The organism is Salmonella enterica subsp. diarizonae, from assembly GCF_008692785.1.
Classification (GTDB): Bacteria; Pseudomonadota; Gammaproteobacteria; order Enterobacterales; family Enterobacteriaceae; genus Salmonella; species Salmonella diarizonae.
This window is the reverse complement of record NZ_VXJV01000001.1, coordinates 120,492-145,026: the sequence shown is the minus strand read 5'-3', so window position 1 is coordinate 145,026 and position 24,535 is coordinate 120,492. Positions and strand designations below refer to the sequence as shown.

Annotated in this window: 18 protein-coding genes and 2 pseudogenes; 13 read left to right on the top strand and 7 right to left on the bottom strand. The window is 49.3% G+C overall.

Going from position 1 to position 24,535, the window contains the following annotated elements:
* Positions 1 to 323: 323 nt before the first annotated feature.
* Together F4V72_RS00695 and F4V72_RS00685 are read right to left on the bottom strand one after the other, a co-directional pair.
* Positions 324 to 1,220, bottom strand: coding sequence for an antimicrobial resistance protein Mig-14 (locus F4V72_RS00695; protein WP_023249023.1), 897 nt, complete (start codon positions 1,218 to 1,220; stop codon positions 324 to 326).
* Between the two features lie 304 nt (positions 1,221 to 1,524).
* Positions 1,525 to 2,457: a VirK family antimicrobial peptide resistance protein gene (locus tag F4V72_RS00685; RefSeq protein WP_024149740.1), complete on the bottom strand. Its 933-nt coding sequence runs from the start codon at positions 2,455 to 2,457 to the stop codon at positions 1,525 to 1,527.
* A 131-nt stretch (positions 2,458 to 2,588) separates the two neighbouring features.
* Here F4V72_RS00685 and F4V72_RS00680 point away from each other — a divergent pair.
* Positions 2,589 to 2,840, top strand: a pseudogene (locus F4V72_RS00680) (pentapeptide repeat-containing protein); the annotation flags it as partial.
* Positions 2,841 to 3,643: 803 nt separating this feature from the next.
* Positions 3,644 to 5,821, top strand: coding sequence for a TonB-dependent siderophore receptor (locus tag F4V72_RS00675; RefSeq protein ID WP_275557375.1), 2,178 nt, complete (start codon positions 3,644 to 3,646; stop codon positions 5,819 to 5,821).
* A gap of 41 nt (positions 5,822 to 5,862) precedes the next feature.
* Here F4V72_RS00675 and F4V72_RS00670 read toward each other — a convergent pair whose 3' ends face one another.
* The 4 genes from F4V72_RS00670 to iroB all read right to left on the bottom strand — a co-directional run bounded on the left by F4V72_RS00670 (position 5,863) and on the right by iroB (position 13,042).
* The gene (locus F4V72_RS00670; RefSeq protein ID WP_080169072.1) at positions 5,863 to 6,798 is read right to left on the bottom strand and encodes an alpha/beta hydrolase; all 936 of its coding nucleotides are present in this window, start codon (positions 6,796 to 6,798) and stop codon (positions 5,863 to 5,865) included.
* A gap of 31 nt (positions 6,799 to 6,829) precedes the next feature.
* The gene (locus F4V72_RS00665; protein ID WP_136058070.1) at positions 6,830 to 8,074 is read right to left on the bottom strand and encodes an esterase family protein; all 1,245 of its coding nucleotides are present in this window, start codon (positions 8,072 to 8,074) and stop codon (positions 6,830 to 6,832) included.
* Between the two features lie 106 nt (positions 8,075 to 8,180).
* Complete coding sequence (gene iroC / locus F4V72_RS00660) at positions 8,181 to 11,846, bottom strand: salmochelin/enterobactin export ABC transporter IroC (RefSeq protein ID WP_136058071.1); 3,666 nt, start codon at positions 11,844 to 11,846, stop codon at positions 8,181 to 8,183.
* Positions 11,847 to 11,926: 80 nt separating this feature from the next.
* Positions 11,927 to 13,042 carry a salmochelin biosynthesis C-glycosyltransferase IroB gene (iroB, locus tag F4V72_RS00655; RefSeq protein ID WP_136058602.1) on the bottom strand — a complete coding sequence of 372 codons (1,116 nt, stop codon included), beginning with the start codon at positions 13,040 to 13,042 and terminating at the stop codon, positions 11,927 to 11,929.
* A gap of 685 nt (positions 13,043 to 13,727) precedes the next feature.
* Between iroB and hin the strand changes: the two genes are divergently transcribed.
* The 3 genes from hin (at position 13,728) to fljA (ending at position 16,764) form a co-directional block, all read left to right on the top strand.
* Positions 13,728 to 14,297, top strand: coding sequence for a flagellar phase variation DNA invertase Hin (gene hin, locus F4V72_RS00650; RefSeq protein WP_080070841.1), 570 nt, complete (start codon positions 13,728 to 13,730; stop codon positions 14,295 to 14,297).
* A 365-nt stretch (positions 14,298 to 14,662) separates the two neighbouring features.
* Positions 14,663 to 16,159 carry a FliC/FljB family flagellin gene (locus F4V72_RS00640; RefSeq protein WP_053529716.1) on the top strand — a complete coding sequence of 499 codons (1,497 nt, stop codon included), beginning with the start codon at positions 14,663 to 14,665 and terminating at the stop codon, positions 16,157 to 16,159.
* 65 nt (positions 16,160 to 16,224) lie between these two features.
* Positions 16,225 to 16,764, top strand: coding sequence for a phase 1 flagellin gene repressor FljA (gene fljA / locus F4V72_RS00635; RefSeq protein ID WP_024149565.1), 540 nt, complete (start codon positions 16,225 to 16,227; stop codon positions 16,762 to 16,764).
* A 108-nt stretch (positions 16,765 to 16,872) separates the two neighbouring features.
* On the opposite strand, the pseudogene F4V72_RS24210 reads toward fljA, so the two are convergent.
* Positions 16,873 to 17,073 (bottom strand): annotated as a pseudogene (locus F4V72_RS24210) (hypothetical protein); the annotation flags it as partial.
* A gap of 828 nt (positions 17,074 to 17,901) precedes the next feature.
* Here F4V72_RS24210 and F4V72_RS00625 point away from each other — a divergent pair.
* From F4V72_RS00625 to F4V72_RS00595, 8 genes are all read left to right on the top strand, one after another.
* The gene (locus tag F4V72_RS00625) at positions 17,902 to 18,261 is read left to right on the top strand and encodes a fimbrial protein (RefSeq protein ID WP_371113475.1); all 360 of its coding nucleotides are present in this window, start codon (positions 17,902 to 17,904) and stop codon (positions 18,259 to 18,261) included.
* Positions 18,262 to 18,714: 453 nt separating this feature from the next.
* Entirely contained in the window at positions 18,715 to 19,098 is a 384-nt protein-coding gene (locus F4V72_RS00620) for a fimbrial protein (protein ID WP_136058072.1), read from the top strand.
* A complete protein-coding gene (locus F4V72_RS24020) occupies positions 19,092 to 19,268 on the top strand; it encodes a hypothetical protein (RefSeq protein ID WP_170245733.1) in 177 nt (58 codons plus the stop codon). The genes F4V72_RS00620 and F4V72_RS24020 overlap by 7 nt, the downstream gene beginning before the upstream one ends.
* Before the next feature lie 48 nt (positions 19,269 to 19,316).
* On the top strand, positions 19,317 to 19,895 hold the full coding sequence (locus tag F4V72_RS00615; RefSeq protein WP_024149566.1) for a fimbrial protein: 579 nt from the start codon (positions 19,317 to 19,319) through the stop codon (positions 19,893 to 19,895).
* A 46-nt stretch (positions 19,896 to 19,941) separates the two neighbouring features.
* Positions 19,942 to 22,389 carry a fimbria/pilus outer membrane usher protein gene (locus F4V72_RS00610; RefSeq protein ID WP_136058073.1) on the top strand — a complete coding sequence of 816 codons (2,448 nt, stop codon included), beginning with the start codon at positions 19,942 to 19,944 and terminating at the stop codon, positions 22,387 to 22,389.
* Positions 22,390 to 22,397: 8 nt separating this feature from the next.
* Entirely contained in the window at positions 22,398 to 23,126 is a 729-nt protein-coding gene (locus F4V72_RS00605) for a fimbrial biogenesis chaperone (RefSeq protein WP_063390714.1), read from the top strand.
* Positions 23,123 to 24,121: a fimbrial protein gene (locus F4V72_RS00600; RefSeq protein WP_023246863.1), complete on the top strand. Its 999-nt coding sequence runs from the start codon at positions 23,123 to 23,125 to the stop codon at positions 24,119 to 24,121. The genes F4V72_RS00605 and F4V72_RS00600 overlap by 4 nt, the downstream gene beginning before the upstream one ends.
* 55 nt (positions 24,122 to 24,176) lie before the next feature.
* Complete coding sequence (locus tag F4V72_RS00595; protein ID WP_136058074.1) at positions 24,177 to 24,467, top strand: hypothetical protein; 291 nt, start codon at positions 24,177 to 24,179, stop codon at positions 24,465 to 24,467.
* The last annotated feature ends 68 nt before the right edge of the window (positions 24,468 to 24,535 follow it).

The following is a 24,535-nucleotide window of genomic DNA, read 5'->3' as shown; positions in this document are numbered from 1 at the left end:
ACCTTTAATCTACTGGCGGTACGCCCAGCCAGAAGAGATAAAATGGTGGCTGTAACCATCATCTGCGCCTGATACCGAGTTAATGACACAGGCATGACAGTGTATAACCGCTGCACTCTTTTTAGCACGTTATCTGCAACATACCGTGTTAATCAATTCCATAAAACCGAGTATAGTGTAAGTGAATTTCGAGTAATTGTCATTATGATTATATGGATGTTAACTTATTTTTTAAATTCTGATGAGATTTTTTGTTTTTTTATCAATTCATCAGGATTTATGAAAAGTCAGGACGTAAAATATATTTACGTCCATGTTTTATTTTAACAAATCGATTTTCCAGTAAAATAGGGGGTCGACCACAGGCGTTTATATTCCCATTCAGGCTTCAGTATGCCAATGGAAAAAATTAATCTTTTCTGTCTTTCCTGACAATAATGTCTGGCGCGGTTAATATTTAGCCACATTAGTATGCTACCGGGGCTAAGATTCATGTATTCACTTTTTACACCGCTATTTGGAACATCAAAGTAAATGTTCAGGCGACTTTCAGACTTCAGCACAATATCAAACGCACAGGGAGCACCCTCAATATAAAGAATGTTACCGAACAAAAGGTGGCGCAACTGGGTAAAAAAATCTATTAAATTTTCGGGTGGATAACCGCTTAGCGTGTCACCGAAGCGTGACTGGAACAATGAGATAAAGGTGTGCGACAACTCTTCGGTAGAAAGTTCATCTACCGTTCTGACGTTTCCTCCGTTTCGTAGGAATTTTTGGTATTCATTACGGCGCCTTTTTTCGAATTTTGAAGAGAACGTTTCTTTGACCAGACAGTTTTGTTTTTTTCTGGCAATTTTCCATACCGCATTGCGTATTTGTGGCTGATGTAACACCGAAAGTCGGTTAGTACGATCGGGTAAGAAGCAGCGTAAATCTGGTGCCATCGGAATAAGTATCTCATCTGAAGATAGCGGGAAGGTTCTGCGCGTCAGGATGCCAATATTCTGATCATTACAGATAAAGTATGCGCCTTTAATGACATCATCTTCTTTATAGTGGAAGAATTTAAAATGCCAGTTATGGCGCCTCATAAAATAGTCAACAATATCTGGGTGCATGTTGATACTACCACCGTATTGTGTAAACGCCTCCCGGTACAGGGAAAAGGAAGATGGTTCCCAGCGGGTTAATATACGTTTAACTTCTTGTATTTTCACCAAAACTCCTGATGTAGATCACTGAAAATTCTATTTTGAATTATTTTGTTGTCCAGGCAAATAAAAATGTGACAGATGTTTAACTTGTATTTACTGGTTAACACGCTAATTGATGATGTTATGGTGAAGAGAATAAGATTAAGTCGTTGATAATAGTATGAGTGAAAGCCACGGTTTAATACCGCGCTTTTCACTCACAGGCTACTTTATATTTAACCATTCAGTAGCAATGAAGATTAGTTATAGATTTCAGAGAAAGCCGCTGAACGGTGGCAGGATCTGCAAATCCATATCTGAATTAGTCCTAATGGGAGAGGCTTTTAACCTCTTGTACTATTGTATCCAGAATATGATAGCGGTTCCGGTATTCTGCACGTTTCTTGCTGGGGATACTTTCAGGCGCTTTACGCATCACCTGTGATGGCAGATGGTATAAAGCACCTTCCTTAACGCCGTTTAGCGACTCCCAGAATTCACTATAGCTGGCCACAAAGGTCTTTTTCTTCTGGAATAAGTATCTGAGTTGGCGATAAACATGGTTGTTTTCACTTACCGCATAAATCTCCGTTACATTACAGGACTGAATAAATGTCGTAAATGCTTCATACAGCATCCGTTTAGGAAAGAGTCCGTAACAATCTTTGGTAGCGTTACGTATGACTTGAGGGCCAACATGTTTACTGGGCCCTTGTAACCCGGCAACCAGCGCTATTTGCTTCCCTTGATGGTGGATAAAGGAAAATGACAAACGCGCCAGCGGCGTATCATTGAAGCACAACGTTAATGTCAGTTCGCCTTCCCTGTCATAGCCACAGGGACCGCAGTAGATATCCACCAGAGCACCGTTTTTCCCTTCCAGGTGAGCGAGCAAGGTTTGCTCCTCGGACAACAGGATTTTTTTTATTTTATTTTCCGGAAAGGCCTGCACGAACTGGTAGTGTTCCAGAATAGCTCTTGCCCGGCAGCGTATGCTAAGTCCGGTATACAAATAAGGCCGCTGGATTTTTGCCGGCAACAGCGGACGATGAATTATCAGCGTTCTGGGCTGATTCAGATTACATAATTCATTGAAGTATTTAATTGTCGTTACGGGGTTAATAAGACAACGTAATACAAATTTATAGCGAAACTTACGCTCTCCCCAGCGCTTATGCCGATAAGGCGTTTGCGCCATGACTTCTTTTAACATTAATAACGGATTGTATCTTTCTATATCATCACTCTGATGCATCGTCATACTACGGTCCTACTACTCGATAGACTCATAACCGAGACGGTAGCCTGATTGAGTTAAACGTAAAGGCAACGAGGAAGGCCATACAGACGATATTGTTAAACAGTTTATCAATGGCAGCAATAAGACGCCTAAACGCCAATGTTTCAGGTGCAACCCTTATATGTGCCAATATGAGCGATGCAACGTTAAAATGTAATACTATGATGGCCACTAATATGGAAGGGGCCATTTTAGCCCGGGCAAATCTGTAAAAGGCTAATTTAACTTCTACGAACCTGGCCGAAGTTGATTTGTCTCAGGCCAATTTAAAAAATGCTAACCTTAAAGATTCTACGCTAACCCATTCGCTTACCGAAGAAACCAGAATGTCTACAAGTACATAAACTCTCTTTAACGAATTTTATAGTGAAGATTTTTAGTCCTTTTTGACGTAAATCTGAAATAAAAGAAATGTAAGAATAACTATCTGTATCAAGCATGAGATAATTATATGAACAACACCCGACAGTAAAATCTAATAACGGTTGGTTGTCATTCTTGCCCGTAGAACCTGGAGAACGGGAAAGCGATGTGCAAGGTTAACCACATACAATATAAAGGGATTTTGCGAGGTAGTCGCGCTATTATTATAGCGGTCAGACCTGATACAGACTGACGGTTTTTTGTTGTAAAGTGCCTGATAAATATTATCAGGCGCTGTGTATTCTGGAGCCAGGCATGGCTATCTATCGAATGATCACAATAGTGTCCGAGCCCACCATTAAACACCAGACGAAAAATCCCTGACAAAATGTAAGAACAGTCCACCGTCGGCAGGGAAGCGTCGGTGAACTCTGAACCGCGCTATACCATCTCACCTGATTGTTTCTTGATTTTAATTAACTGTTTGAAAAGTAATGCTATTCCATTCATTCCTGTTTTGTAAAACCTCCGTTCAGTAGGGCGCATTCTGCCACCTCTTGCCAGATTTACCGGCAAAGCTGAGCCCAGACAGAGAGTCATATTTCAAAATCCCGTTTACGTTTTCTTATAACCAGATTTTTGCGGTTGAAAGATTGCCTTTTTCTTTATTGAATGATAATAATTATCATTAGCAAGTGATAATTATTACTATATAGTCGTAACCTGGCAAGGATGTGAGTTTGAGAACAACAGCTTTACTTTAGACATTATTTAGGGAATGGGTATGAGAGTTAATAAGCTCCTCTGGTTAATAACCGTGGTTTCTACAGGGGTTAATAGTCCATTATCAGCAGCAGAATCTACTGACGACAACGGCGAAACTATGGTGGTTGAATCCACCGCCGAGCAAGTATTAAAACAGCAGCCAGGCGTTTCGATTATTACCCGCGATGATATTCAGAAGAATCCTCCCGTTAACGATCTCTCCGATATTATTCGTAAGATGCCGGGGGTTAATCTTACCGGTAATAGCGCCTCGGGGACGCGCGGGAATAACCGACAAATTGATATTCGCGGCATGGGGCCGGAAAATACCTTAGTGCTGATTGACGGCGTGCCGGTGACGTCGCGAAATTCGGTACGCTATAGCTGGCGCGGGGAACGCGACACCCGTGGCGATACGAACTGGGTGCCGCCGGAGCTGGTAGAACGCATTGAAGTCATCCGCGGGCCCGCCGCCGCGCGCTATGGTTCTGGTGCCGCAGGCGGAGTGGTGAACATCATCACCAAACGTCCGACTAACGACTGGCACGGCTCGCTGTCGCTCTATACCAACCAGCCGGAAAGCAGCAAAGAGGGCGACACCCGGCGTGGTAACTTCAGCCTTAGCGGCCCGTTGGCTGGCGATACGTTGACGATGCGCCTGTACGGTAATCTCAACAGAACCGACGCCGATAGCTGGGATATTAACTCCTCCGCTGGTACCAAAAATGCCGCCGGACGGGAGGGGGTCACTAATAAAGATATTAATAGCGTCCTCTCATGGAAAATGACCCCACAGCAAATCCTCGATTTTGAAGCGGGATACAGTCGGCAGGGGAATATCTATGCCGGCGATACGCAAAACAGCACTTCAAACGCGGTCACCAAAAGTCTGGCGCAGTCCGGGCGGGAGACCAATCGCCTGTACCGGCAGAATTACGGTCTAACTCATAACGGCATCTGGGACTGGGGGCAAAGCCGCCTTGGGTTCTACTATGAAAAAACCGATAATACCCGCATGAATGAGGGGCTTTCCGGCGGCGGCGAGGGGCGTATTACCAACGACCAGACGTTCACCACTAACCGCCTGACCTCGTATCGCACCAGCGGCGAGGTGAATGTCCCTATGATATTGCTATTTGAGCAAACGCTCACCGTTGGCGCGGAGTGGAACCGGGATGAGCTGAGCGACCCTTCCTCTACCAGTCTGACGGTAAAGGATTATAATATCGGCGGGATTTCCGGTTCGGCGGCTAATCGTAGCAGCAAAAATAAATCGGAAATCAGCGCGCTGTACGTTGAAGATAATATCGAACCCATGGCCGGTACCAACATTATTCCGGGCCTGCGTTTTGACTACCTGAGCAAATCCGGTAGTAATTTTAGTCCCAGTCTTAACCTTTCCCAGGTGTTAGGTGAATACGTCAAGGTGAAGGCAGGTATCGCCCGGGCCTTTAAGGCACCGAACTTGTATCAGACCAGTGAGGGGTATTTACTTTATTCGAAAGGTAATGGGTGCCCCAAAGATCTTCCGTCAGGAGGAATAGGATGCTATTTGGTCGGTAATAAGAACCTCGATCCTGAAATTAGCATCAATAAAGAGATTGGGCTGGAATTTACCGTAGACGATTACCACGCAAGTGTAACGTATTTCCGTAACGATTATCAGAATAAGATTGTTGCAGGCGATAAGATTATTGGCAAAAGCGCATTTGGCGCTTATGTACTGCCGTGGCAGAATGGTGGTAAGGCGCTGATTGAAGGTATTGAAGCCAGCATGGCTGTTCCGCTGATGCCGGACCGTCTGAACTGGAATACCAACGCGACTTATATGATCACTTCTGAGCAAAAAGATACCGGCAATCCGTTATCGATAATCCCGAAATATACGGTGAATACCTTCCTCGACTGGACTATCACCAGTGCGCTCTCTGCTAACGTCAACTGGACGTTATACGGCAAGCAAAAACCGCGAACGCATGCGGAGTCGCGCAGTGAAGTCAAAGGACTGTCCGGGAAAGCGCTGGGGGCTTACTCACTGGTCGGCACCAACGTTAACTACGATATCAACAAGAACCTGCGTCTTAATGTCGGTATCAGCAATATCTTCGATAAACAGATCTATCGCTCCGCCGAAGGGGCAAATACCTATAACGAACCCGGTCGGGCTTATTATGCCGGTGTGACGGCCTCGTTTTGATGGGTTATGCCCGCCGCTGGCGGGCATGTTCTGGCGACGGGTTAATGGCAGCGTGACTTTGTGCTTGCCTGTTCGCGACTGATATCCAGCAATGCACTACGAAAAGAGGCGTTAAACATGGGCCCATGGCCCAGGCCCGGATAATCCTGCAAGGCCGCGTTAACGCCGTTGTTCTCAAGCGTTATCACGGTCTCCTGAACTTTTTGCAGGAGCTCGGCCATCTGGCGTTGCCTGCTATCCCCACTCGACGCTGAACCTTCCATTATAATGAGTTTTTTATGGCAGAACGGCGATGGCTTCACTGTCGCGAGGCGATTCAATAGGGCAAAGTTATCCCTGCTGAGCGACGGGCTGGCGCTGTAGTACATATGGAAGAATGATGACGATAGCCAGGAGTCCAAAACGAACAGGCCGCCATAAGAATGCCCCCACACCCCGCGCCGTTCGGGGTTGATGGTTATTCCTTGTTCCACCTGCGGCGCGATATGTCTCTCCAGTAGCTGGCGGAACGCTGGCCCGCCGCCGGTCTTACGATGAAAACGTGGGTTGTTTTCATTGCCTTCGCGATCGGTGCCCGGCAGCAACGTATAGTCATAAGCCCTGCCGTTAAGATCAAATGGCAGGTTAGTTTGATAGCCAATCGCTACAATCACCGGCGGCGAGTGTTCTGTCAACTGTTTGAGCAGCGCCTCCGGTAGCCTGTCCATCACCGCGTTGCCGTCCAGCATATATAAGACAGGATAACCGGATGGCGGGGCGTCTTTATTGGGGATAGCGGTCCACACCCGGTAATGTCTTGCGGCATCGGCAGATTGAAAATCATTGACTCTGAAATGGTAATATCCTGAACCTTTATCGGCGATATTCGGTCCTAATGGCTGCATATCCGGCTTCGCATAAGTCAGCGTGCTAAAACAAAAACTCACTAAAAATAGCGCTATACAATAGCGCTTGTTGTGGTACTGGTGACCATACATCGGATGTTATTCCTTTTAGGCAGGTGAAGTTTTATCGGAGCAGTAGATGTAAGCCATCAATCAGCGCGCCGCGCCACCACGCGTAATCGTGACCGCCGGTGTACACGCTGCAATGGCTTTCGACGCCAGCGGCTCGCAATTTTTCATGCAACTGTTTTACCTGCGGGACCGTCGAGCCTTCTAACGATCCCACGCACAGATGCGTGCGTACGGCTGGCGATGGCGCGGATAGCATATGTTCGCTGATCCAGGAGAGTTCTTCCCCGCTGAAGTGGTCTGGGCGACTGCGGTTGTCCGGCGTCCACCACATTGAAGGGGAGTGGCTCAGCACCAGGCCGAAGCTCTCTGGCGCGTGGCGGGCAGCCATCAGCGCGGTTACGCCGCCGAGACTTTGCCCGGCCAGCACCGTTTGTGTACGGTCCGCCCACCGTCGTTCCGGGTGTTTGGCGCGAATGGTTGGCAGTAGGCGTTCGGCGATATCGAGCACCAGTTGGCGGCGACCGCCGAGTATCGCGACACGTTCACGCTCATTGATATTATCAATGCCGAGTACGGCCACCGGTGCGATGCGTCCGCTGCGGATGGCGGCGTCAATGGCGGCGCTCACCCCAAGATGGTCGAACCAGATCTCGCCATCCGTGAGTACCAGTAAGCCCAGCGGTTGTACGACAGGAACTTCAGGAAGATACAGCCGCACACGGCGAAGTTGTCCGGCGAGCCGATGTTCTGAGGTGAAAAGCTGCCCGGTGTGAGAGCGGCAGTCTGACCACTCTTCCTGTGCCGGGGCATGATCCAGCGCCAGAATGGATTCCTGCGCATTGCCCCGAACATTTATCCCCGGCGTGCTGTTCAGCGGGTCCGCCTGCCCGACAAGGGAGGCGAAACGGCTTCCAAGCTGCAACACCTTCTCGTTCGGGGTTTCCGGTGGTATTTCGACCATCGTATAGGAGCCACAGTAGGACGCCGGTAAGCGAAGCGTCAGATGCCAGATATCGGTTGTGGCCAGTTGCGTCATCATACCTTTCGTCACGTTGTCTTTGTCGGTGACACGGTTCAGACGAACATAAACCCCCTGTAGAGGATAGGTGGCACGCCACAGGAAGGTGACTTCCCGTTCATCGTCTGCGCCGTCAATGGCTGTCACCAGCGGCAGCGCGAGCGAGTTTGTTTCTCGCCAGAAGTGAGAAGCGTCAACCTGGCTTTCGGCGGCGAGTTGGCGGCGAAGGCGCGCGGCAGTCTGCATAGCGACAGGATCGATGGGCGGGCTCAGTCTCATTCTCTGTATTCCATCTCATTTATATTTCGGTCAATATCAATAGCTAAAGCGGCTGTTACAGGAACAGCCGCTTGCGGGCTTATTTTGAATAAGTCGTGTCGATAAACTAGCCCACGACCTCTCCTTGCGTATCACGTGTGTGGCTGGCGGCCGGGCCGACGCTGTCCCGCCACAGACGAGCATACAGGCCATGAGCCGCCATCAACTGCTGATGGCTGCCATATTCGGCGATATTCCCTTTGTCGATCACGACAATAACATCACAGCGGCGGGCGGTGGTCAGTCGGTGCGCGACGATAAGCGCGATGCGTTTCTCGGTATGCGCCACCCCGGCAAGCGAGGTCATTAAGCGCTCCTCGGCGCTGCGGTCGATACGCGCTGTCGCCTCGTCGAGCAGTAGAATGTGCGCCTGCGCCAGTTGGGCGCGGGCGAGGGCAATCAACTGACGCTGGCCCGCAGACAGATCTGTGCCGCCGTTATTGACCGGAGTACGAAACCCCTGCGGCAGATGTTGCACGGTTTCAAACAGTCCCGCCCGTCGCGCCGCGATTTCCACCTCCGTGTCGCTGCTGTCTGGCCGCGAATAGCGGATATTTTCGGCAATATCGCCGCTAAACAATGCGACATCCTGAGTGACCAGCCCCGTCTGGCGACGATAATCACTAAGCGACGCCGCATTAATTAGGCGCTCACCGATACGGATTTGCCCGCTGGTGGGAGAGTAGAGCCCGGCCAGCAGCTTGATCAGTGTCGATTTGCCGGCGCCGCTACGTCCGACCACCGCGACTACCGTTCCTGGCGGAATGGTGAGCGAGAGATTATTAAGCGCAGGTTGCGTTTCTCCGGGATAGCGGAATGTCAATGCCTCCAGACGGAGCGCGCCAGTGGTGGGCGTTATGGATGACGGTTCAATATTCTCCGTTTCTTCAGTCGCCAATAGCGCATTGATATGTTTGCCGCTGGCGGTCGCCTGCTGCCAGGAATCGACAATGCCTGACAACTGCTGTACCGGGCCATAAAATTGTCCCAGTAGCAGGAAGAACGCCGCCAGTATCCCGGGCGTCATTTCGCCTCCGGCGACCCGGGTCGCCCCGATTAAAAGCACGGCGGCATAGGCGGCCTCGGTGCAGAAGGTCAGGAACGGAAAATAGACGGCAAGGTATTTTTGCGCCCGCACGCGGGTGGCGCGGAAGTTGTCTGATAACGCCCGTAGCCTGGCGGCTTCCTGTTCCTGCTGGCCGTGCGACTGTACTACCCGCAGGCCGGAGACCTTTTCCTGAAGCGTACTGTTAACCTTACCAATTTCCAGGCGTGCCTGCGCGTAGGCAGGCGAGCTCAGACGGCGGTAAATCCACGTCGCCAGCATCACTACAGGTACGGCGCTTAATGCCGTTAACGCAAGAATGGGATCAAGCCAGAACATTGCCGCGGTGATAGCGACCATCGTCACGATACTGGTGGCCGCACTGGCAAGACCGTTTTGCAGAAATCGGGCGAGTAAATCAACATCGACGGTCATGCGAGTAAGCCGCGAGTCGATGTTCTTCTCGTGCCAGGGAAGACTCAGGCGTAGCAGGTGGCTGAAGCTGCGTAAGCGTACCGTATGCTGTACCGACTCTGCCGCGCGGGCAGCGAAGATCGTTTGCAGCGCATAGCAGCACCAACCGGTCGCCACCAGGCACAGCGCGAGCAGAGCGCATATGCCAATAGTCGACATATCCCCTGCGGCAACGCCTGAGTCAATACCGCGCTGCAAAAGCACCAGCACGCCAACGCCAGCGGCGGAATCAAGCGCGATAAGCAGGGCGGCGATGACGAACATCCAGGCTACTGGCGTCAGCAGTGATGAGACTTGACGCCCGTGGCCTGCCAGCGCCATCTGTACGGCGCGTTCCGGAACGCGCGTCATCCGGTCGACAAAACCTTTTCCGGCGGGCATCTGGCGCTCATGCGCGTCGTCGGATTTTGCCGCCTGCGTTGTTGGCCATCGCTCACGTTGTTCCGCCGGGGCGAGAGCGAGAAAATCACCCTCGCCGCTCATCAGCGAGCGAAACGTTGGACACCTTGCATCCAGCTCCGCCTGGGTCCCGATGTCCACGACGCGGCCTTTATTGAGCACTACGATCCGATCGGCTAACTGCAGTGTTGAACGGCGGCGCGCAATCACCAGCAGCATATGTTCATTATCAGCATAACGGCCAAGAGCCGTATTAATTTCCGCTTCAGTACCGGCATCGACCGCCGAGGTAGTGTCATCGAGAATCAGCAGTTCCGGCGCGGTAATCAATGCCCGGGCCAACGCAATACGCTGGCGTTGGCCGCCGGAGAGGTTGCTTCCGCGCTCGGTCAGGCGGGTGTTGAACCCCTGCGGTAGAGCATTGATGAACCCGCTGGCGCCTGCGGCATCGGCGGCGCGTCGAATGTCGTCCTGAGTCGCCTGCGGGTGCCCATAGGCGATGTTTTCCGCCACCGTGCCAGCAAACAGAAACGCGTCTTCAAAAACTACGCCGACGCGACGACGGAGTGCCGTCAGTTTCAGGTCGCGAATATTCTGTTGACCCGTAGTGGTGTTGAGCCACACCCCACCGGAGGTAGGATCATAAAAGCGCGCCAGCAACATCAGCAACGTTGATTTCCCGGAGCCGGATGCGCCCACCACTGCCACGGTTTCACCGGCGTGAATGGAAAACGAGATCTCATTGAGGATACGGCTGCCGTTGTCGTAGTGGAAGCTCATCTTCTCCACGTCCAGCCCGATAATCTGACCTTCAACCGACTCGGTACCGTCTTCCATTAGAGAACGAGTGTCGATAAGCGCGAAGACGCGCTCCACCGACGCCTGTGTGCGCTGTGCGATAACCAAAAACGATGCCAGTACGCGGGTGGGACCAGTCAGCATAGCGAGAAAACTTGCGAACGCGACGAAGGTTCCCAGATCGATGCGCCCGTTCATCACCGACCAGCCGCCATAGCACAGCAGGACGATTTGCCCTATCACCGGTAGCGCCAGCATGGTTGCGCCCGGCATCGCCTGCGAGATAGCGGCGCCGATGCGTACCCGTACCATCTGCCGCGACTGACCATCGAGCCAGCGCGTTTCGCGCAACTCTGCCACGCAGGACTTTACCACCGAGATCTGTTCCAATACTTCGCGCATATGTTCCGTCATGTGCGCCAGTCGGTCTGAGGCCAGCCCCGTTTGCGCGAAAACTCGGCGACGGGCGCGCAGGGCGGTAATGGCAAGGGCTGCCAGTACACAAATCACGATAAGCGTCATGGATGGCGACATCCATAGCATCACTGCGATACCGGCAACATAATAAGTGAGCACTGCCAGCGGCACCGGACACATCTGTAGCAAGGCATGTACCTGTTGAAGATCGCTGTTGGTACGCGAAATGACTTGTCCGGTACGCAAGGCGTCCTGGCCTGCGCCGTCCAGTTTTTGAATACTGTCGAACGCGCGGCTACGTAACGTATGCTGAACCCACAACGAGAGTTCCCCGGCATAGCCGCGGCGCACGTAATTCCCGATGAAATCAAAAAGGGCAATTAGCAGCAGGCCGCAGGCAAGCAACGGCAGGCGGGTTGTATCGCCTGCTATCGCGTCATTGACGGCCTGACGCGTTATCAGCGGCGTCAGCGCAGCCAGTAAAATGGTCGATACTGATGCTACGATGACAATGATGCTCAGTATTTTACGTTCCCAACACACGCGGGCAAGGCGAACTATCCAGGCACGAGCGGGCATGGGGGAATGAGTCGCGGGCATTAAGCCTCCTTATCTGTGAAAGATGAGATATGGCGACATCGGCTGGGCTCAGCCGCCATATTGTCATTGCGCTGCCGCGGTTAGCCGTGTTGCAGCATGGCGATCAGTTTTTTTGCCACCTCGGTCGGGCAAGGCTGGGCCGCCATTTCTGTCGCGACCTCCTGCGACGCCTCGCGAAGCGCGCTATTACCGAGGAAGGTATTGATCATGCTGCTCGTAAGTCCGCTCTTACCGGGAATAATTCCGCATCCGCGCTCGACCACGGCGCGGGCATTGACGGGTCTGTCGGCACCCTGACCAAAGACTATCTGCGGAATGCCGGCATGCAGCGCCGTCAGGGTGTTGCCTGCGCCGCCATGGTGGATAAAACCGTCGGCGCCGTTGAGGAAAACGCCCATCGGAAGCCAGTCGACCAGGCGGACATTCGGCGGCAGTGAACGTAAATCCGAGCGGGCGTTTGTCGGAAGATGCAGGATTATCTCGGCATCTACTTCGCTGGCAGAATCCATTACCCAGGAAATCAGATCCAGGCCATCCACCATCGGTTTGACGGTGCCGAGGCTGACCAGAAGACGCTTGCGATCAGGTGTACGTTCCCACCATTCTTCCCAGACGGTGCCGCCGTTATACGGGACGTATTGCATGGAGATAACCGGCTCACCGTCATTTTGCAGTAAGCTCATGCTGGGCGGCGTGACGTCTATCCACGCCAGATCTCTTGGTGGAGCGCTGACCCCATGGCGGCGGTAGGCGTTAGAAAGTGATCTCGTCACGCCTTTGATGTGCCAGGGCGTATGACCGAAGCCGACGGTTTGCATCACTACCGGAATGTCATACTTAGCGGCAATCAATGGTCCAACGACCCCAAGGGGAGGGTAGACGATGAGATCTGGCCGCCACTGCCCGGCGAACGCGACCAGCGGGTCGGTCATCTCTTCGCTGAAGAACGAGAAGTTCCCCATTTTTGTTCCAATCTTATTTTCTTTTCGTAATGCCTCCTGACGGCGATATCCAGCTTCCGAATCGAAACCTGGCGCAGCGTCAAATACCACCAACCCAGCTTCTGCTGCTTTCTGTGCAAATTTTCCACCGCTTGCAATCAGCACTTCATGGCCATTAACACGAAATGCTTGCGCCAGGGACAGCACAGGGTATAGCAGTCCATACAGTGGTGGACCTACAAACAGAATACGCATGAGAAATCCTCTCTCCACGTCATAAATCAAACAGGTCGTTAATGAGAATGATAATAATTACCAATATCATTTGAAAAATGCAATAACAAATACGACTCTTGATAACGTGATGATTTGCTTTCGTAAAAATCGAGGAAGAGGAGAGTGTTAACCGGTGAAGTCTGGTTTCAGCCCTGTTTACGCACGTATGGCCGCGAAGTCAAAGCGTCAGGATTGGGGAACGGGATTCGAATAACAGACCGTGGATTATTAATGATAACTTCGCAAATAACCTTTCAGACAATACGGTAAACGTATCGACGGCAAGGTAACGGGAAACGTAGGTATTAGTATTAATAACGCGCTGGGGGCAATTTTAGTGTGTTCGGCGGCGGATCGTGTTCTGTGCAGACTTTCCGGCGTTAAATCCTGTACCACCTGCGAGCCAGGATTATCGCTGTGGCGTCAGCTCTGTAGTAATTTTGTACCCTCCGTCTTTATTAACCAATGAAACCGGCTTTAACGTCACCGTTCTAATGTTGCGCACGACCAGCTCTTTATGTGGAATAGCGTTACCGATCCGCGATTTTTGTAACGCATCAGCAACACGATTTATTGGTTCTTGAAAACCAAGGTTTTTGATAAATCAATCCCCCATGAAAAAAGCGACTAAAATCCTTCCTTATATGATGTAAAGGAGAGAATCATGGCTACTATTGGGTATATTCGTGTGTCAACAATTGACCAAAATATCGATTTACAGCGTAATGCGCTTACCTGTGCAAATTGTGACCGAATCTTTGAGGACCGTATCAGTGGTAAGATTGCAAATCGCCCCGGCCTGAAACAAGCGTTAAAGTATGTAAATAAAGGCGATACCCTTGTCGTCTGGAAACTAGACAGACTGGGCCGCAGCGTGAAAAACCTGGTAGCGTTAATATCAGAATTACATGAACGTGGAGCTCACTTCCATTCTTTAACCGATAGTATTGATACCAGTAGCGCGATGGGGCGATTCTTTTTTCATGTAATGTCAGCACTGGCTGAGATGGAGCGAGAATTAATTGTCGAACGAACCCTTGCCGGTCTGGCTGCCGCCAGAGCGCAAGGACGATTGGGAGGGCGCCCCCGGGCGATCAATATACATGAACAGGAACAGATTAGCCGGCTATTAGAGAAAGGCCATCCTCGGCAGCAATTAGCTATTATTTTTGGTATTGGCGTATCTACCTTATACAGATACTTTCCGGCAAGTCGTATAAAAAAACGAAATTAATTAAATGAAGATTACAATAGGGGGATATAGCATTCTTGTAATACAGGCATGTTGTATAAATAAATCGAAGGGGTATACGAAAGCGATAGTTTCCAATTAAAAAGAGAAAAAATTCAATGCATTAAAATATACAGGGTAACATGCTCACGCTAAAGCATATGTTACATCCGGCTATAGACGGCATCGCTCAAAACACTAGCAGGTACTGCGTTCACATAGAAAGGCTTTTTAATCAAAAAGTTAGGCGTAAGCAATTACAGACAGAAAAAGTAGTAAAGTTTATGCCTCAAGTGTCGATAACCTGGATGACACAGGTAAGCCTGGCATAACATTGGTTATCAAAAACCTTCCAAAAGGAAAATTTTATGGCACAAGTAATCAACACTAACAGTCTGTCGCTGCTGACCCAGAATAACCTGAACAAATCCCAGTCCGCACTGGGCACCGCTATCGAGCGTCTGTCTTCTGGTCTGCGTATCAACAGCGCGAAAGACGATGCGGCAGGTCAGGCGATTGCTAACCGTTTCACTGCGAACATCAAAGGCCTGACTCAGGCTTCCCGTAACGCTAACGACGGTATTTCTATTGCGCAGACCACTGAAGGCGCGCTGAACGAAATCAACAACAACCTGCAGCGTGTGCGTGAACTGGCGGTTCAGTCTGCTAACAGCACCAACTCCCAGTCTGACCTCGACTCTATCCAGGCTGAAATCACCCAGCGTTTGAACGAAATCGACCGTGTATCCGGTCAGACTCAGTTCAACGGCGTGAAAGTTCTGGCGCAGGATAACACCCTGACCATCCAGGTTGGTGCCAATGACGGTGAAACCATCGATATCGATCTGAAGCAGATCAACTCTCAGACTCTGGGTCTGGATACGTTGAATGTGCAAAAAGCGTATGATGTAGATAGCAAAGCTGTAACTGATGCTAAGACTATTGATCTCTCCGCCTTAAACGAAGCCGCGCTCAAAGCTGGTACTACTGGTACAACAGGTGCTCCGGTCGTTAAAGATGATAAAATTTATTATGACGAAGCCAGTAAAAACTACTATGTTGAGGTTGATGGTTTCACTACTGGTGATGTAGGTAAAAACGGTTTTTATAAAGTTACTGTTGATGCTGATGGTAAAGCGACTATGGCTGCCTCTACTACGATGGAGGCTGCGAAACCAGCTGGCGCTGTCGAAGTGACTAAGACTCAAACAGAAACACCAGTTAAACTAAGCGCAGCACTTAAAAAATCGTTGACTGATGGTGGTGTTGACACTGCTGCTGCAGGTACTGCCCAAATTGTCAAAATGTCTTATACCGATAAAAACGGTAAGACGATTGATGGCGGTTACGCTGTAAAAGTGGGCGATAACTACTATGCCGCTACCCAGAAAAAAGATGGTAGCTTTAGTGTTAACACCACGTCTTACACCGCAGCGGACGGTACATCCAAAACTGCCCTGAACCAACTTGGTGGCGCAGACGGTAAAACCGAAGTCGTTACTATCGACGGTAAAACCTATAATGCCAGCAAAGCTGCTGGTCATGATTTCAAAGCACAGCCAGAGCTGGCTGAAGCAGCCGCTAAAACCACCGAAAACCCGCTGCAGAAAATTGATGCTGCGCTGGCACAGGTTGACACGTTACGTTCTGACTTGGGTGCGGTACAGAACCGTTTTAATTCCGCCATCACCAACCTGGGCAACACCGTAAACAACCTGACTTCTGCACGTAGCCGTATCGAAGATTCTGACTACGCGACTGAAGTCTCCAACATGTCTCGCGCGCAGATTCTGCAGCAGGCGGGGACTTCCGTTCTGGCGCAGGCTAACCAGGTCCCACAAAACGTGCTGTCTCTGTTACGTTAATTTATTTAGTTTTATTCAGCCCCGTAAATCCGGGGCTTTTTCATTCAGCGTAGATATATACCTTTATGGAATGTATGGTTGCAAACGATATTTCCTACGGGCGAGAGGCTGAAACATGGCCGCGAGATTATTCAATGCTTGCTCGTCGAATTCAATTTCTACGTTTTAATGATGTCCCCGTTCGGTTAGTGAGTAATAATACCCAGCTAATCACAGGCTACATTGCGAAGTTTAATCCGAAAGAAAATTTGATTCTGGCTTCGGATAAACCTAAAGGAAATAATCGCATTGACGTCAAATTGGAGTCTCTGGCAATTCTTGAAGAATTATCAGGTAATGACGCTTTTAATGTTTCACTGGTGCTGGCTGATAAATTTAATCTTCAGCAATATACTCCATCAAGAAAAGATTATTTCTCGATTTGTAATAAGTGCTATAAACAGGGCGTCGGTATCAAAATCTATATGAAGTATGGACAAGTTTTGACTGGTAAAACGACAGGTGTAAATGCTTGTCAGGTTGGTGTGAGGAAATCCAATGGCAATCATATGCAAGTTATGTTTGACTGGGTTAGCAGGATCACATCTTCGGATTACGTTGAATAACGCATACGGTAATAATAAATTCGGTGAGGAAAATAAAAGTTAGGGGGTTGCTTTACCGGAGAGTACCTGATGAATGGAGAACTGCCAATATTGAGCGTTTACTCGCTTTTTGGTTCTTCGCTTACTTACAGGTAGCGCATACCGGAAACACTCATTTTTCTTCCCTCCCTTCGCCTGGAGAGCGATTCGCAGAATCAAACCATCACCATCGAACCGGCTGATTTCTTTGTTGGCTGACCTGGCGCTTGTGATTTCAGTGTAGCCATCTTTGCCATTTTTGGACCCTCGATTTTGGGCCTCCTCCGCGATAGGGCCCAAAAAGGGTGCCGTAACTCGTGGTCCTTAGTAAATATCACCAGACGACAACAAACACAAAAAAAGCCGCAGGGCCCGGTTGAGTTTCAGGTCGCCGTCAATACCCTGGATGGCGCGGGTAGGGCTGCGTTTGTCCAGTGGTCTGACTCGTCCCCGCATCAGGTTCTCCTGTACCCGCTGAAACGTGGTCCACGGAGGCACTTTCTTATCCTCCCGGCGGCGGGCGAGCAGGGCCTGCGCTTTGGTAATCGGCTTGTGGCCATCACCAAAGCGGAGTCATTATTCCGGCCCAGCCAGCTTGCCTGAGGGCCAATCAAATGTGCCATCCCTGCTGTACTTAAATTGCTTTCATTAGTAGAAAATGCTGATAAATCCCTGTCAAAACAAGATCGAATAAAACGATTAATTAATATCGTTTGATCGTCTTATGTTATGATTGTATCGGAATTGATCTATCTAAACGATTATACAAGAAGGCCATATAGACGGGATAATAGATAAGGGATGGGGGCGTTTTAATAAAATGGTATTACTTTTCGTCAATTTCTACAGATTTTTCTTTCGTATGACATTTCAATTTCACTGTCCACATTCATTCATCAAATGAATACGGAAATTACCTTTTTCGTTATCTGTCATTACCAGAACATGAAGTTATGGTAATGACATGCGCTGTATTTTCTGGTGCTGCAGTGGCTGACGACACAGCGAATGACGGCACAATTAATGTCAGCAATACGGTGGTTGAGGCACCATGTGTTATCGCAGAGAACAGCACTGATATGTCCGTAGATTTAGGACTGTAAATAATTGGTTAGCTGAATAAATAAAACAGTAAAGCTCGTTAATGTGAATATTAATCTTATTCACTGTGCTCTTTTTGGTGCAGGAAAAGAAGGTGCCGATACCACCAAAGCGGATGTTACTTTCGATTCTTCAGCGGTGGATACCACTGATACAAATCTGCTGGCAACTACCTTTTCTACAGGGGTAACTGATGTTGGTATTCGTTTGCTGACCAGTGAAGACAATTCATTGAAGCCGGGAATCAGCAGTAAGGTGCCATTACAGATTTCATCTGCCGAACAAACGCTAATATTTCAGGGGGATATGGGGAAAATTAAGAGTGAAATCAGCCAGACAGAAGCTGCAAACACAACTTACGTAGTGGAGTATAAGTAATATAAAATATAGCAAATAATATATTCATTCACTCAGCGAATAATATTAGAGACAATCCACATTAAATGATCGCTTATATCGATCATTTAATGATTAATGATAGTTTTTATCTATCACAATTGCTTTATCGATCTGTACAAACAATTAGCAATATAATCCACCCGGAACGAATAATAATAGACGATCCATTTCTAAGTTTGTTTTTTATCTTTTTTTTAAAAAACCACATTGAGCAAAAATTATGCATTTAATCACTGCATTGCTTGCTGGTGAATTATTGGTGGCCTGTTCTTTCATGTTGTTGTGAATGATTTTGTCAGTCTCATAATTTATATCAATGTAATCTTTTTGAATTGGTAATCTTTTTTAGGATCAGAAGAGATCACTCTTGTTTTATTAATTGCTGGAGTGGGTTGGAAATTTTTCTAATATTTTAAATTAAAGGGAAGAATTATGATTAAAAACTTATTATTTGTGACAATCGCATGCTCGGCATTCTCAGGTGTGGCAATGGCGGATGATGTTGCTAATGGCGGCACAATTAACTTCACCGGTACGGTGGTCGATGCGCCGTGTATTGTTGCACAGGATAGTATTGATATGTCAGTAGATTTAGGTCAAACAACGGTCGATTACATAACCAAGTACGGTAGTTCGAAACCGGCTGATGTGAATATTAATCTTACTAACTGCACCCTTCAGGGGGGAGGTACTGATAACGCCGATATCACTAAAGCGGATGTTACTTTTGATTCATCAGCGGTGGATACCTCTGATGCAGGCTTGCTGGCAAATACTAATTCAGCCGGGGCAACTGGCGTTGTGTTCGTTTGCTGACCAGTGAAGACGCTCCGTTGACGCTGGGAACCAGCAGTGAGGTGCCTCTGCAGGTTTCCTCTACAGAGCAAACGCTGGTTTTTCATGCCCGAATGGAAACAATTCCTGGCGAAACATTAGCCCCTGGCTCAGTCGCGGAAAATGCTACCTATACCATTGCTTACAAGTAACACGTTTTTTGAAAATCCAGGGATGGAAGCTTTTTTATGGGGGGGCGTATGCGAATTAAAACCAGGATGGGGCAGATACTGATTGGTGTGTTAATGGTTACTCCCGCGTTTGCGGATGAGCCGGTGAACGGTGGCACGGTAAACTTTACCGGAACCGTTATTAATGCGCCCTGCATTCTCGCAGAGGACAGTGTGGATATGAATGTTCCACTGGGGCAAACCACTGTTGATTATCTGAATAAAAACACCAACTCAACACCTGTTGATATCAATATCCATCTGACCAACTGTGCTCTTTCTGGAGCCGGAACCGATGGTGCTGATATCACCAAAGCGCATTTTAGATTCGATAGCTCAGCAGTTCAGGATAATGACAACTCGGTACTGGCGAATACGGTAGCCGACGGTGCGCAGGGGGTTGGTGTAGAAATTCTAACAAGTAGCGGTGAAATTATTACCATGGGGAGTAATAGCACACCAGATGTCCCTTTACAGGTAACCTCCACTGAGCAAACCCTGACTTTTCAGGGACGAATGGTAAATATTGCGACTATTAATTCCGGGGCTCCTGATATCACTCCGGGGCAAGTTGCGACCAATGCCACGTATGTTATCACCTATCTGTAATGCAGCAGACCTTTCTAAACGAAAGGTCCGTTTCAGTGGTAATCAAATGCAGGGATGGATGGCAATGGTGGTGGGATGCTGCTTACTGATTTCAGTTCGGGCAGGTGCGACTGATTTTAACCTTAGTGTTATCGACAAAGATGCCCGTTCTCATGTGGATTTAAGCTGGTTCAAAAATCCGGCATCGGTCCCCCCCGGGCGCTACCTGGTTTCCGTAGCGCTGAATGATACGCTACTGTCTGAACAACAGGTGTTGTCCTGGCACGAATCCGATACGGGTTCACAGGTCTGTATCCCTCCAACGATGGCGGATCGCTTCGGGTTACAGCTTTCGGTGCGACAGTCGCTGTCGGATCTCGGTGGATGTACAGACTTTTCCTCCCGACCGGATATCCATTTTAAATTTGATCAACAGGCCCAGCAATTACACATCACCGTGCCGCAGGCCTGGTTGATGTACCACCCGAAAGGGTGGACGTCCCCTTCCGAATGGTCTGATGGTATCCCGGGATTTCTTCTTGATTACAATCTGTTTGCGGGGACTTATCAGTCACAGGGTGAAGCCAGGTCGGATAACGCCAACACTTATGGTATCGCCGGACTTAATGCCGGACCATGGCGCCTGCGCAGCGATTTTCAGTATTCGTCCTCCCGGCAGGGGGATGACACTACACAGGGCGGTTCAGTTTCCAGAACCTATCTGTTCCGTCCATTGCCGGGTATCGGATCCCGTTTTGTCGCCGGAGAGACGAACCTGCAGTCAGGTATATTTGATACGTTTGACTTCACCGGGATCTCCCTCAACAGCGACGATCGAATGTTGCCCTGGCAGTTACGTGGCTATGCGCCGCAGATCACCGGCACGGCCCGAAGTAATGCTACGGTCAGCGTTAGTCAGCAGGGGCGGGTGATTTACCAGACGAAAGTAGCACCAGGTCCGTTTGTGATCCGCGATCTGAATCAGACCGTACAGGGAACACTGGATGTCCGGGTAACAGAGGACAACGGCCAGGTCAGTACCTTTCAGGTCTCGGCCTCCACGGTTCCGTTTCTGACTCGCAAAGGGCAGGTGCGCTATAACGTGTCAGCAGGCCAGGTTCGCCCCGATATCTCACATCATACGGCTGGCGAGGTGTTCACGCTGGGCGAGGCATCCTGGGGGATGTTGTCGCAGACCTCCCTGTATGGTGGTTTTCTGGGCGCGGGCAGTCATTATCAGTCGTTTGCCCTGGGGATAGGTCAGAACCTCCTTTGGTTGGGGGCCATTTCTGTCGATATAACCCGGGCGACCAGCCAGCTACCGGCTATGCCGAAACAGACCGGTAACAGCTATCGAATGATATACAGCAAACAATTTGATGAAACGGACAGCCAGATTTCGGTTGCAGCACTGCGCCACTCTGATCGACACTTTCTCAGTTATGCCAGTTATACCGACATGAAATACGGTGATGATGACGATCTGGAAAAGCAGTCTGTCAGTGTGAGCGGCAGTCAGAATATTGCCGCACTGAATCTTAATCTGGATATCAGCGTGCTTCGGCAAACCTGGTGGAACAAATCAGCGTCCACTACGTTCAACTCCACTCTTGGTTATACCTTCGATATGGGCCGGTTTAAAGGCTGTACGACCAGTATTTCGCTCAGTGATACGCAGCATGATGACGATGAAGAGGAGGATCGGCAGATCTATTTATCCCTGTCGTTGCCTTTCGATAATGAGCACCGTTTGGGGTACGACCTGCGGCATGACAAACATGCCTCCCAGTCATTGTCATGGAATGACTCCGCCGATCCTGAAAATACCTGGGGAATTTCCGCTGGAACGGACAGTAATTCACCTCATACCGAAGCGAATTTTAGTGCGAATTATCAGCACCTGACCTCTTCCGGGGAGCTGCAGCTATCCGGTGGCTGGCAGGATCAGGACTACCGCTCGGTTAACGGAAGCTGGAATGGCTCGCTGACCGTGACTCCCAGAGGCTATGCCTTCCATCGTAAAAGTGTAAGCAATGAGCCCCGTCTGCTGGTCAGTACCGACGGGGTGAAAGATATCCCGATTAATAACGGATCAGGTGCAACGAATGCCTGGGGATATGCCGTCGTACCGGTCGTTACCAGTTATCAGCCTACAAGCGTCAGTGTGGATATGAACCATTTGCCCGAAGGGGCATCGGTGGATGATTCCGTATTACAGACCACCTGGACGGAGGGGGCGATTGGCTATCGCCATCTGGTTTCCCGCTCCGGCCTGGATATTTTTGGCGAGGTTCGTACCCGGGATGGTGTCCCTCCCGTCGGTGCCGAAGTGATACCGGAAGGCGGAAATACAGATATTGGCATGATTAGCGATGATGGGCATCTCTGGCTGAGTGGTGTTAAAGGGGGTCAACACTATCACGTTCGCTGGAGTGGCAGCCATCAGTGCAGCTTTACTCTGCCGGATAACCTTGCGGTATCCGGTTCTCGTCTGATTCTTCCCTGCAATGAGTGAGAAATGGAATGAAAACTTATTTGTCTGTTGTGCTTGCTGTACTGATGACCTGTATGACCGCACACGCGGCTGTCAATATTGACCGGACGCGGTTGGTATTTAATGAAAGGGATAAAGCCGTCAGTCTGAAAATTGAAAACGAGAGTAAAAAGTTGCCTTATCTGGCTTATGCGTGGGTCACGGACAGTCAGGGGCAGAAAAACGATGATTTTTTTATCGCCCTGCCACCTATCCAGCGCCTGGAGCCTGGTGCAATGTCTCAGGTGCGCATCATGAAACAGAATACCGCCAGACTGCCGCAGGACAGGGAGTCACTGTTTTACTTCGACCTGCGTGAGATACCGCCACAGCCCGACCTTCAGGGAAAAAACAGCGCCGTAATGCAGCTCGCCATGCAGAGTCGCATCAAACTGTTTTATCGCCCGGCCGCTCTACAGACAGAAAATATCCAGGACCAGGCAATCAAACTGAAGGTCACTCAGAATGGTAATTGGCTGACTATCAACAATCCCACTCCCTACCACATCACCATTGCCTGGATGGGGCAGGAAGGACAAACGCTGAACGGATTTAAAGGTGATATGGTGGCCCCGTTCGATTCCATCAGCGTGAAGGCGACTGGCAGCACGCGTTACCTGCTGGGTTACCTGGATGACTACGGCGCAATGAGAACGCTGGTGGTTTCCTGCCCTTCTTCGACCTGCAGCCTGAGTGAATATAAGGTGAAGAAACCATGAAACTCGTCCTGTCATTTATTCTGCTGATGTTTACCGTGTGCTGGTCACCCGGCACGCTGGCAATAGATTGCTACTATGGAGGCAAAGGCGGCCCGGTGGATAAGAGTGTCACAATCCCTTCATTTGCTATTCCGTCCACGATAGGAACCGGCGAAAAAATCTGGGTCTCACCCATAATAAAAGTGCCTGTCTATTGTGATAACAATACCCAGCCTGACGGACAGGATGAGAAAATTGCGCTGTGGGTCTCACCGCAGTCGGGAGCCAGCGATCCTTATCTTCAACCCGGCATCACCTTTGAAGGCGCCGATCATGATGCCGAAGGTGGGCCGGATGCCGTGGATACCGGCCAATGCGTGGGTAGCGCCTCATCAGGAAGTCAGTGTACAGGCGGAACGCCAACTTCCCGTCGGTTTGTTGCCCGGATAAGGTTCTATGTCAGACTGAAACAGCGGCCACCTCATGATTATGTTAGTACATTATCAGCAATTCCGTTAATTGCATTTGCCGGTTATGATGATGTCAGTAGTAACGGCCACAATTTGAAGTATACCCTGACCGGGCTGAATAATATTCGGGTACTGGATTGTGGAGTACATCTGAGCGTATCCCCGGAAAATGAAGTGGTGAATTTCGGTACTTTCAGTACCAGAGATATTCAGCGGCACAATATTACCAGGACGTTTACCGTCAAAGCGACCCGGGCTGAGGATGCTGAATGCTCTGACGGTTTTAAACTGAATGCGGCTTTTTTTACCGATGAGCACCTGTCTGCAGACCGACTGCTGTTGCGCCCCGGGAATGGACTGCAGTTGCAACTGTTATCCGGGACTGAGCCCGTGGGTTTTGAACGCTTTAATAGTTTTGCCGACTTTACAACAGGTGAACTCAGCGTGGAGAAAGAATATCACGCGGAACTGAGCCCGGTGCCGGGCCAGGATATTAAGCCAGGCTCCTTCACTATCGTTGTTTTATTACGAATTAATTATCATTAAAATTTTATAGTCAGGGAGCGCTTATTTATCATTTATTGATCATGCAGGGTGGATTATGGCTGACATAAAAGATGAAATAGCGCTGATTTATCAGGCTTTACTTCCGCTCTCATTACAGATAGAGACATCGGATGACCCTATATTTTCAACCTACTTTTTTGATGCAAGCGATGACGTTTTTTCAGTTTTAAAGGGAACCGGTTATCTTCATTGGAAACATGTTGGGAAAATGACTGGTGAAATACATGGGCCAATAGTGATTAATTCTCATACATTATTGCAACCATTTTTACATTGCGAATTTCTTGTATCGAATGGTACTGATGTAATTTATTTATTTATTTGATGCTTTAAATTAGCGCTATTTTTTACTAAAAAACATTTTAGCTGACAAAACTGCCATTTATCATCTAC

What these genes read in the sequence shown, in the direction of transcription:
- F4V72_RS00685 (WP_024149740.1), bottom strand. Translation starts at nt 2,457, where the DNA reads ATGACGATGCATCAGAGTGATGATATAGAAAGATACAATCCGTTATTA.
- F4V72_RS00675 (WP_275557375.1), top strand. Translation starts at nt 3,644, where the DNA reads ATGAGAGTTAATAAGCTCCTCTGGTTAATAACCGTGGTTTCTACAGGG.
- F4V72_RS00670 (WP_080169072.1), bottom strand. Translation starts at nt 6,798, where the DNA reads ATGTATGGTCACCAGTACCACAACAAGCGCTATTGTATAGCGCTATTT.
- F4V72_RS00665 (WP_136058070.1), bottom strand. Translation starts at nt 8,074, where the DNA reads ATGAGACTGAGCCCGCCCATCGATCCTGTCGCTATGCAGACTGCCGCG.
- iroC (WP_136058071.1), bottom strand. Translation starts at nt 11,846, where the DNA reads ATGCCCGCGACTCATTCCCCCATGCCCGCTCGTGCCTGGATAGTTCGC.
- iroB (WP_136058602.1), bottom strand. Translation starts at nt 13,042, where the DNA reads ATGCGTATTCTGTTTGTAGGTCCACCACTGTATGGACTGCTATACCCT.
- hin (WP_080070841.1), top strand. Translation starts at nt 13,728, where the DNA reads ATGGCTACTATTGGGTATATTCGTGTGTCAACAATTGACCAAAATATC.
- F4V72_RS00640 (WP_053529716.1), top strand. Translation starts at nt 14,663, where the DNA reads ATGGCACAAGTAATCAACACTAACAGTCTGTCGCTGCTGACCCAGAAT.
- fljA (WP_024149565.1), top strand. Translation starts at nt 16,225, where the DNA reads ATGGAATGTATGGTTGCAAACGATATTTCCTACGGGCGAGAGGCTGAA.
- F4V72_RS00620 (WP_136058072.1), top strand. Translation starts at nt 18,715, where the DNA reads ATGATTAAAAACTTATTATTTGTGACAATCGCATGCTCGGCATTCTCA.
- F4V72_RS00615 (WP_024149566.1), top strand. Translation starts at nt 19,317, where the DNA reads ATGCGAATTAAAACCAGGATGGGGCAGATACTGATTGGTGTGTTAATG.
- F4V72_RS00610 (WP_136058073.1), top strand. Translation starts at nt 19,942, where the DNA reads ATGCAGGGATGGATGGCAATGGTGGTGGGATGCTGCTTACTGATTTCA.
- F4V72_RS00605 (WP_063390714.1), top strand. Translation starts at nt 22,398, where the DNA reads ATGAAAACTTATTTGTCTGTTGTGCTTGCTGTACTGATGACCTGTATG.
- F4V72_RS00600 (WP_023246863.1), top strand. Translation starts at nt 23,123, where the DNA reads ATGAAACTCGTCCTGTCATTTATTCTGCTGATGTTTACCGTGTGCTGG.
- F4V72_RS00595 (WP_136058074.1), top strand. Translation starts at nt 24,177, where the DNA reads ATGGCTGACATAAAAGATGAAATAGCGCTGATTTATCAGGCTTTACTT.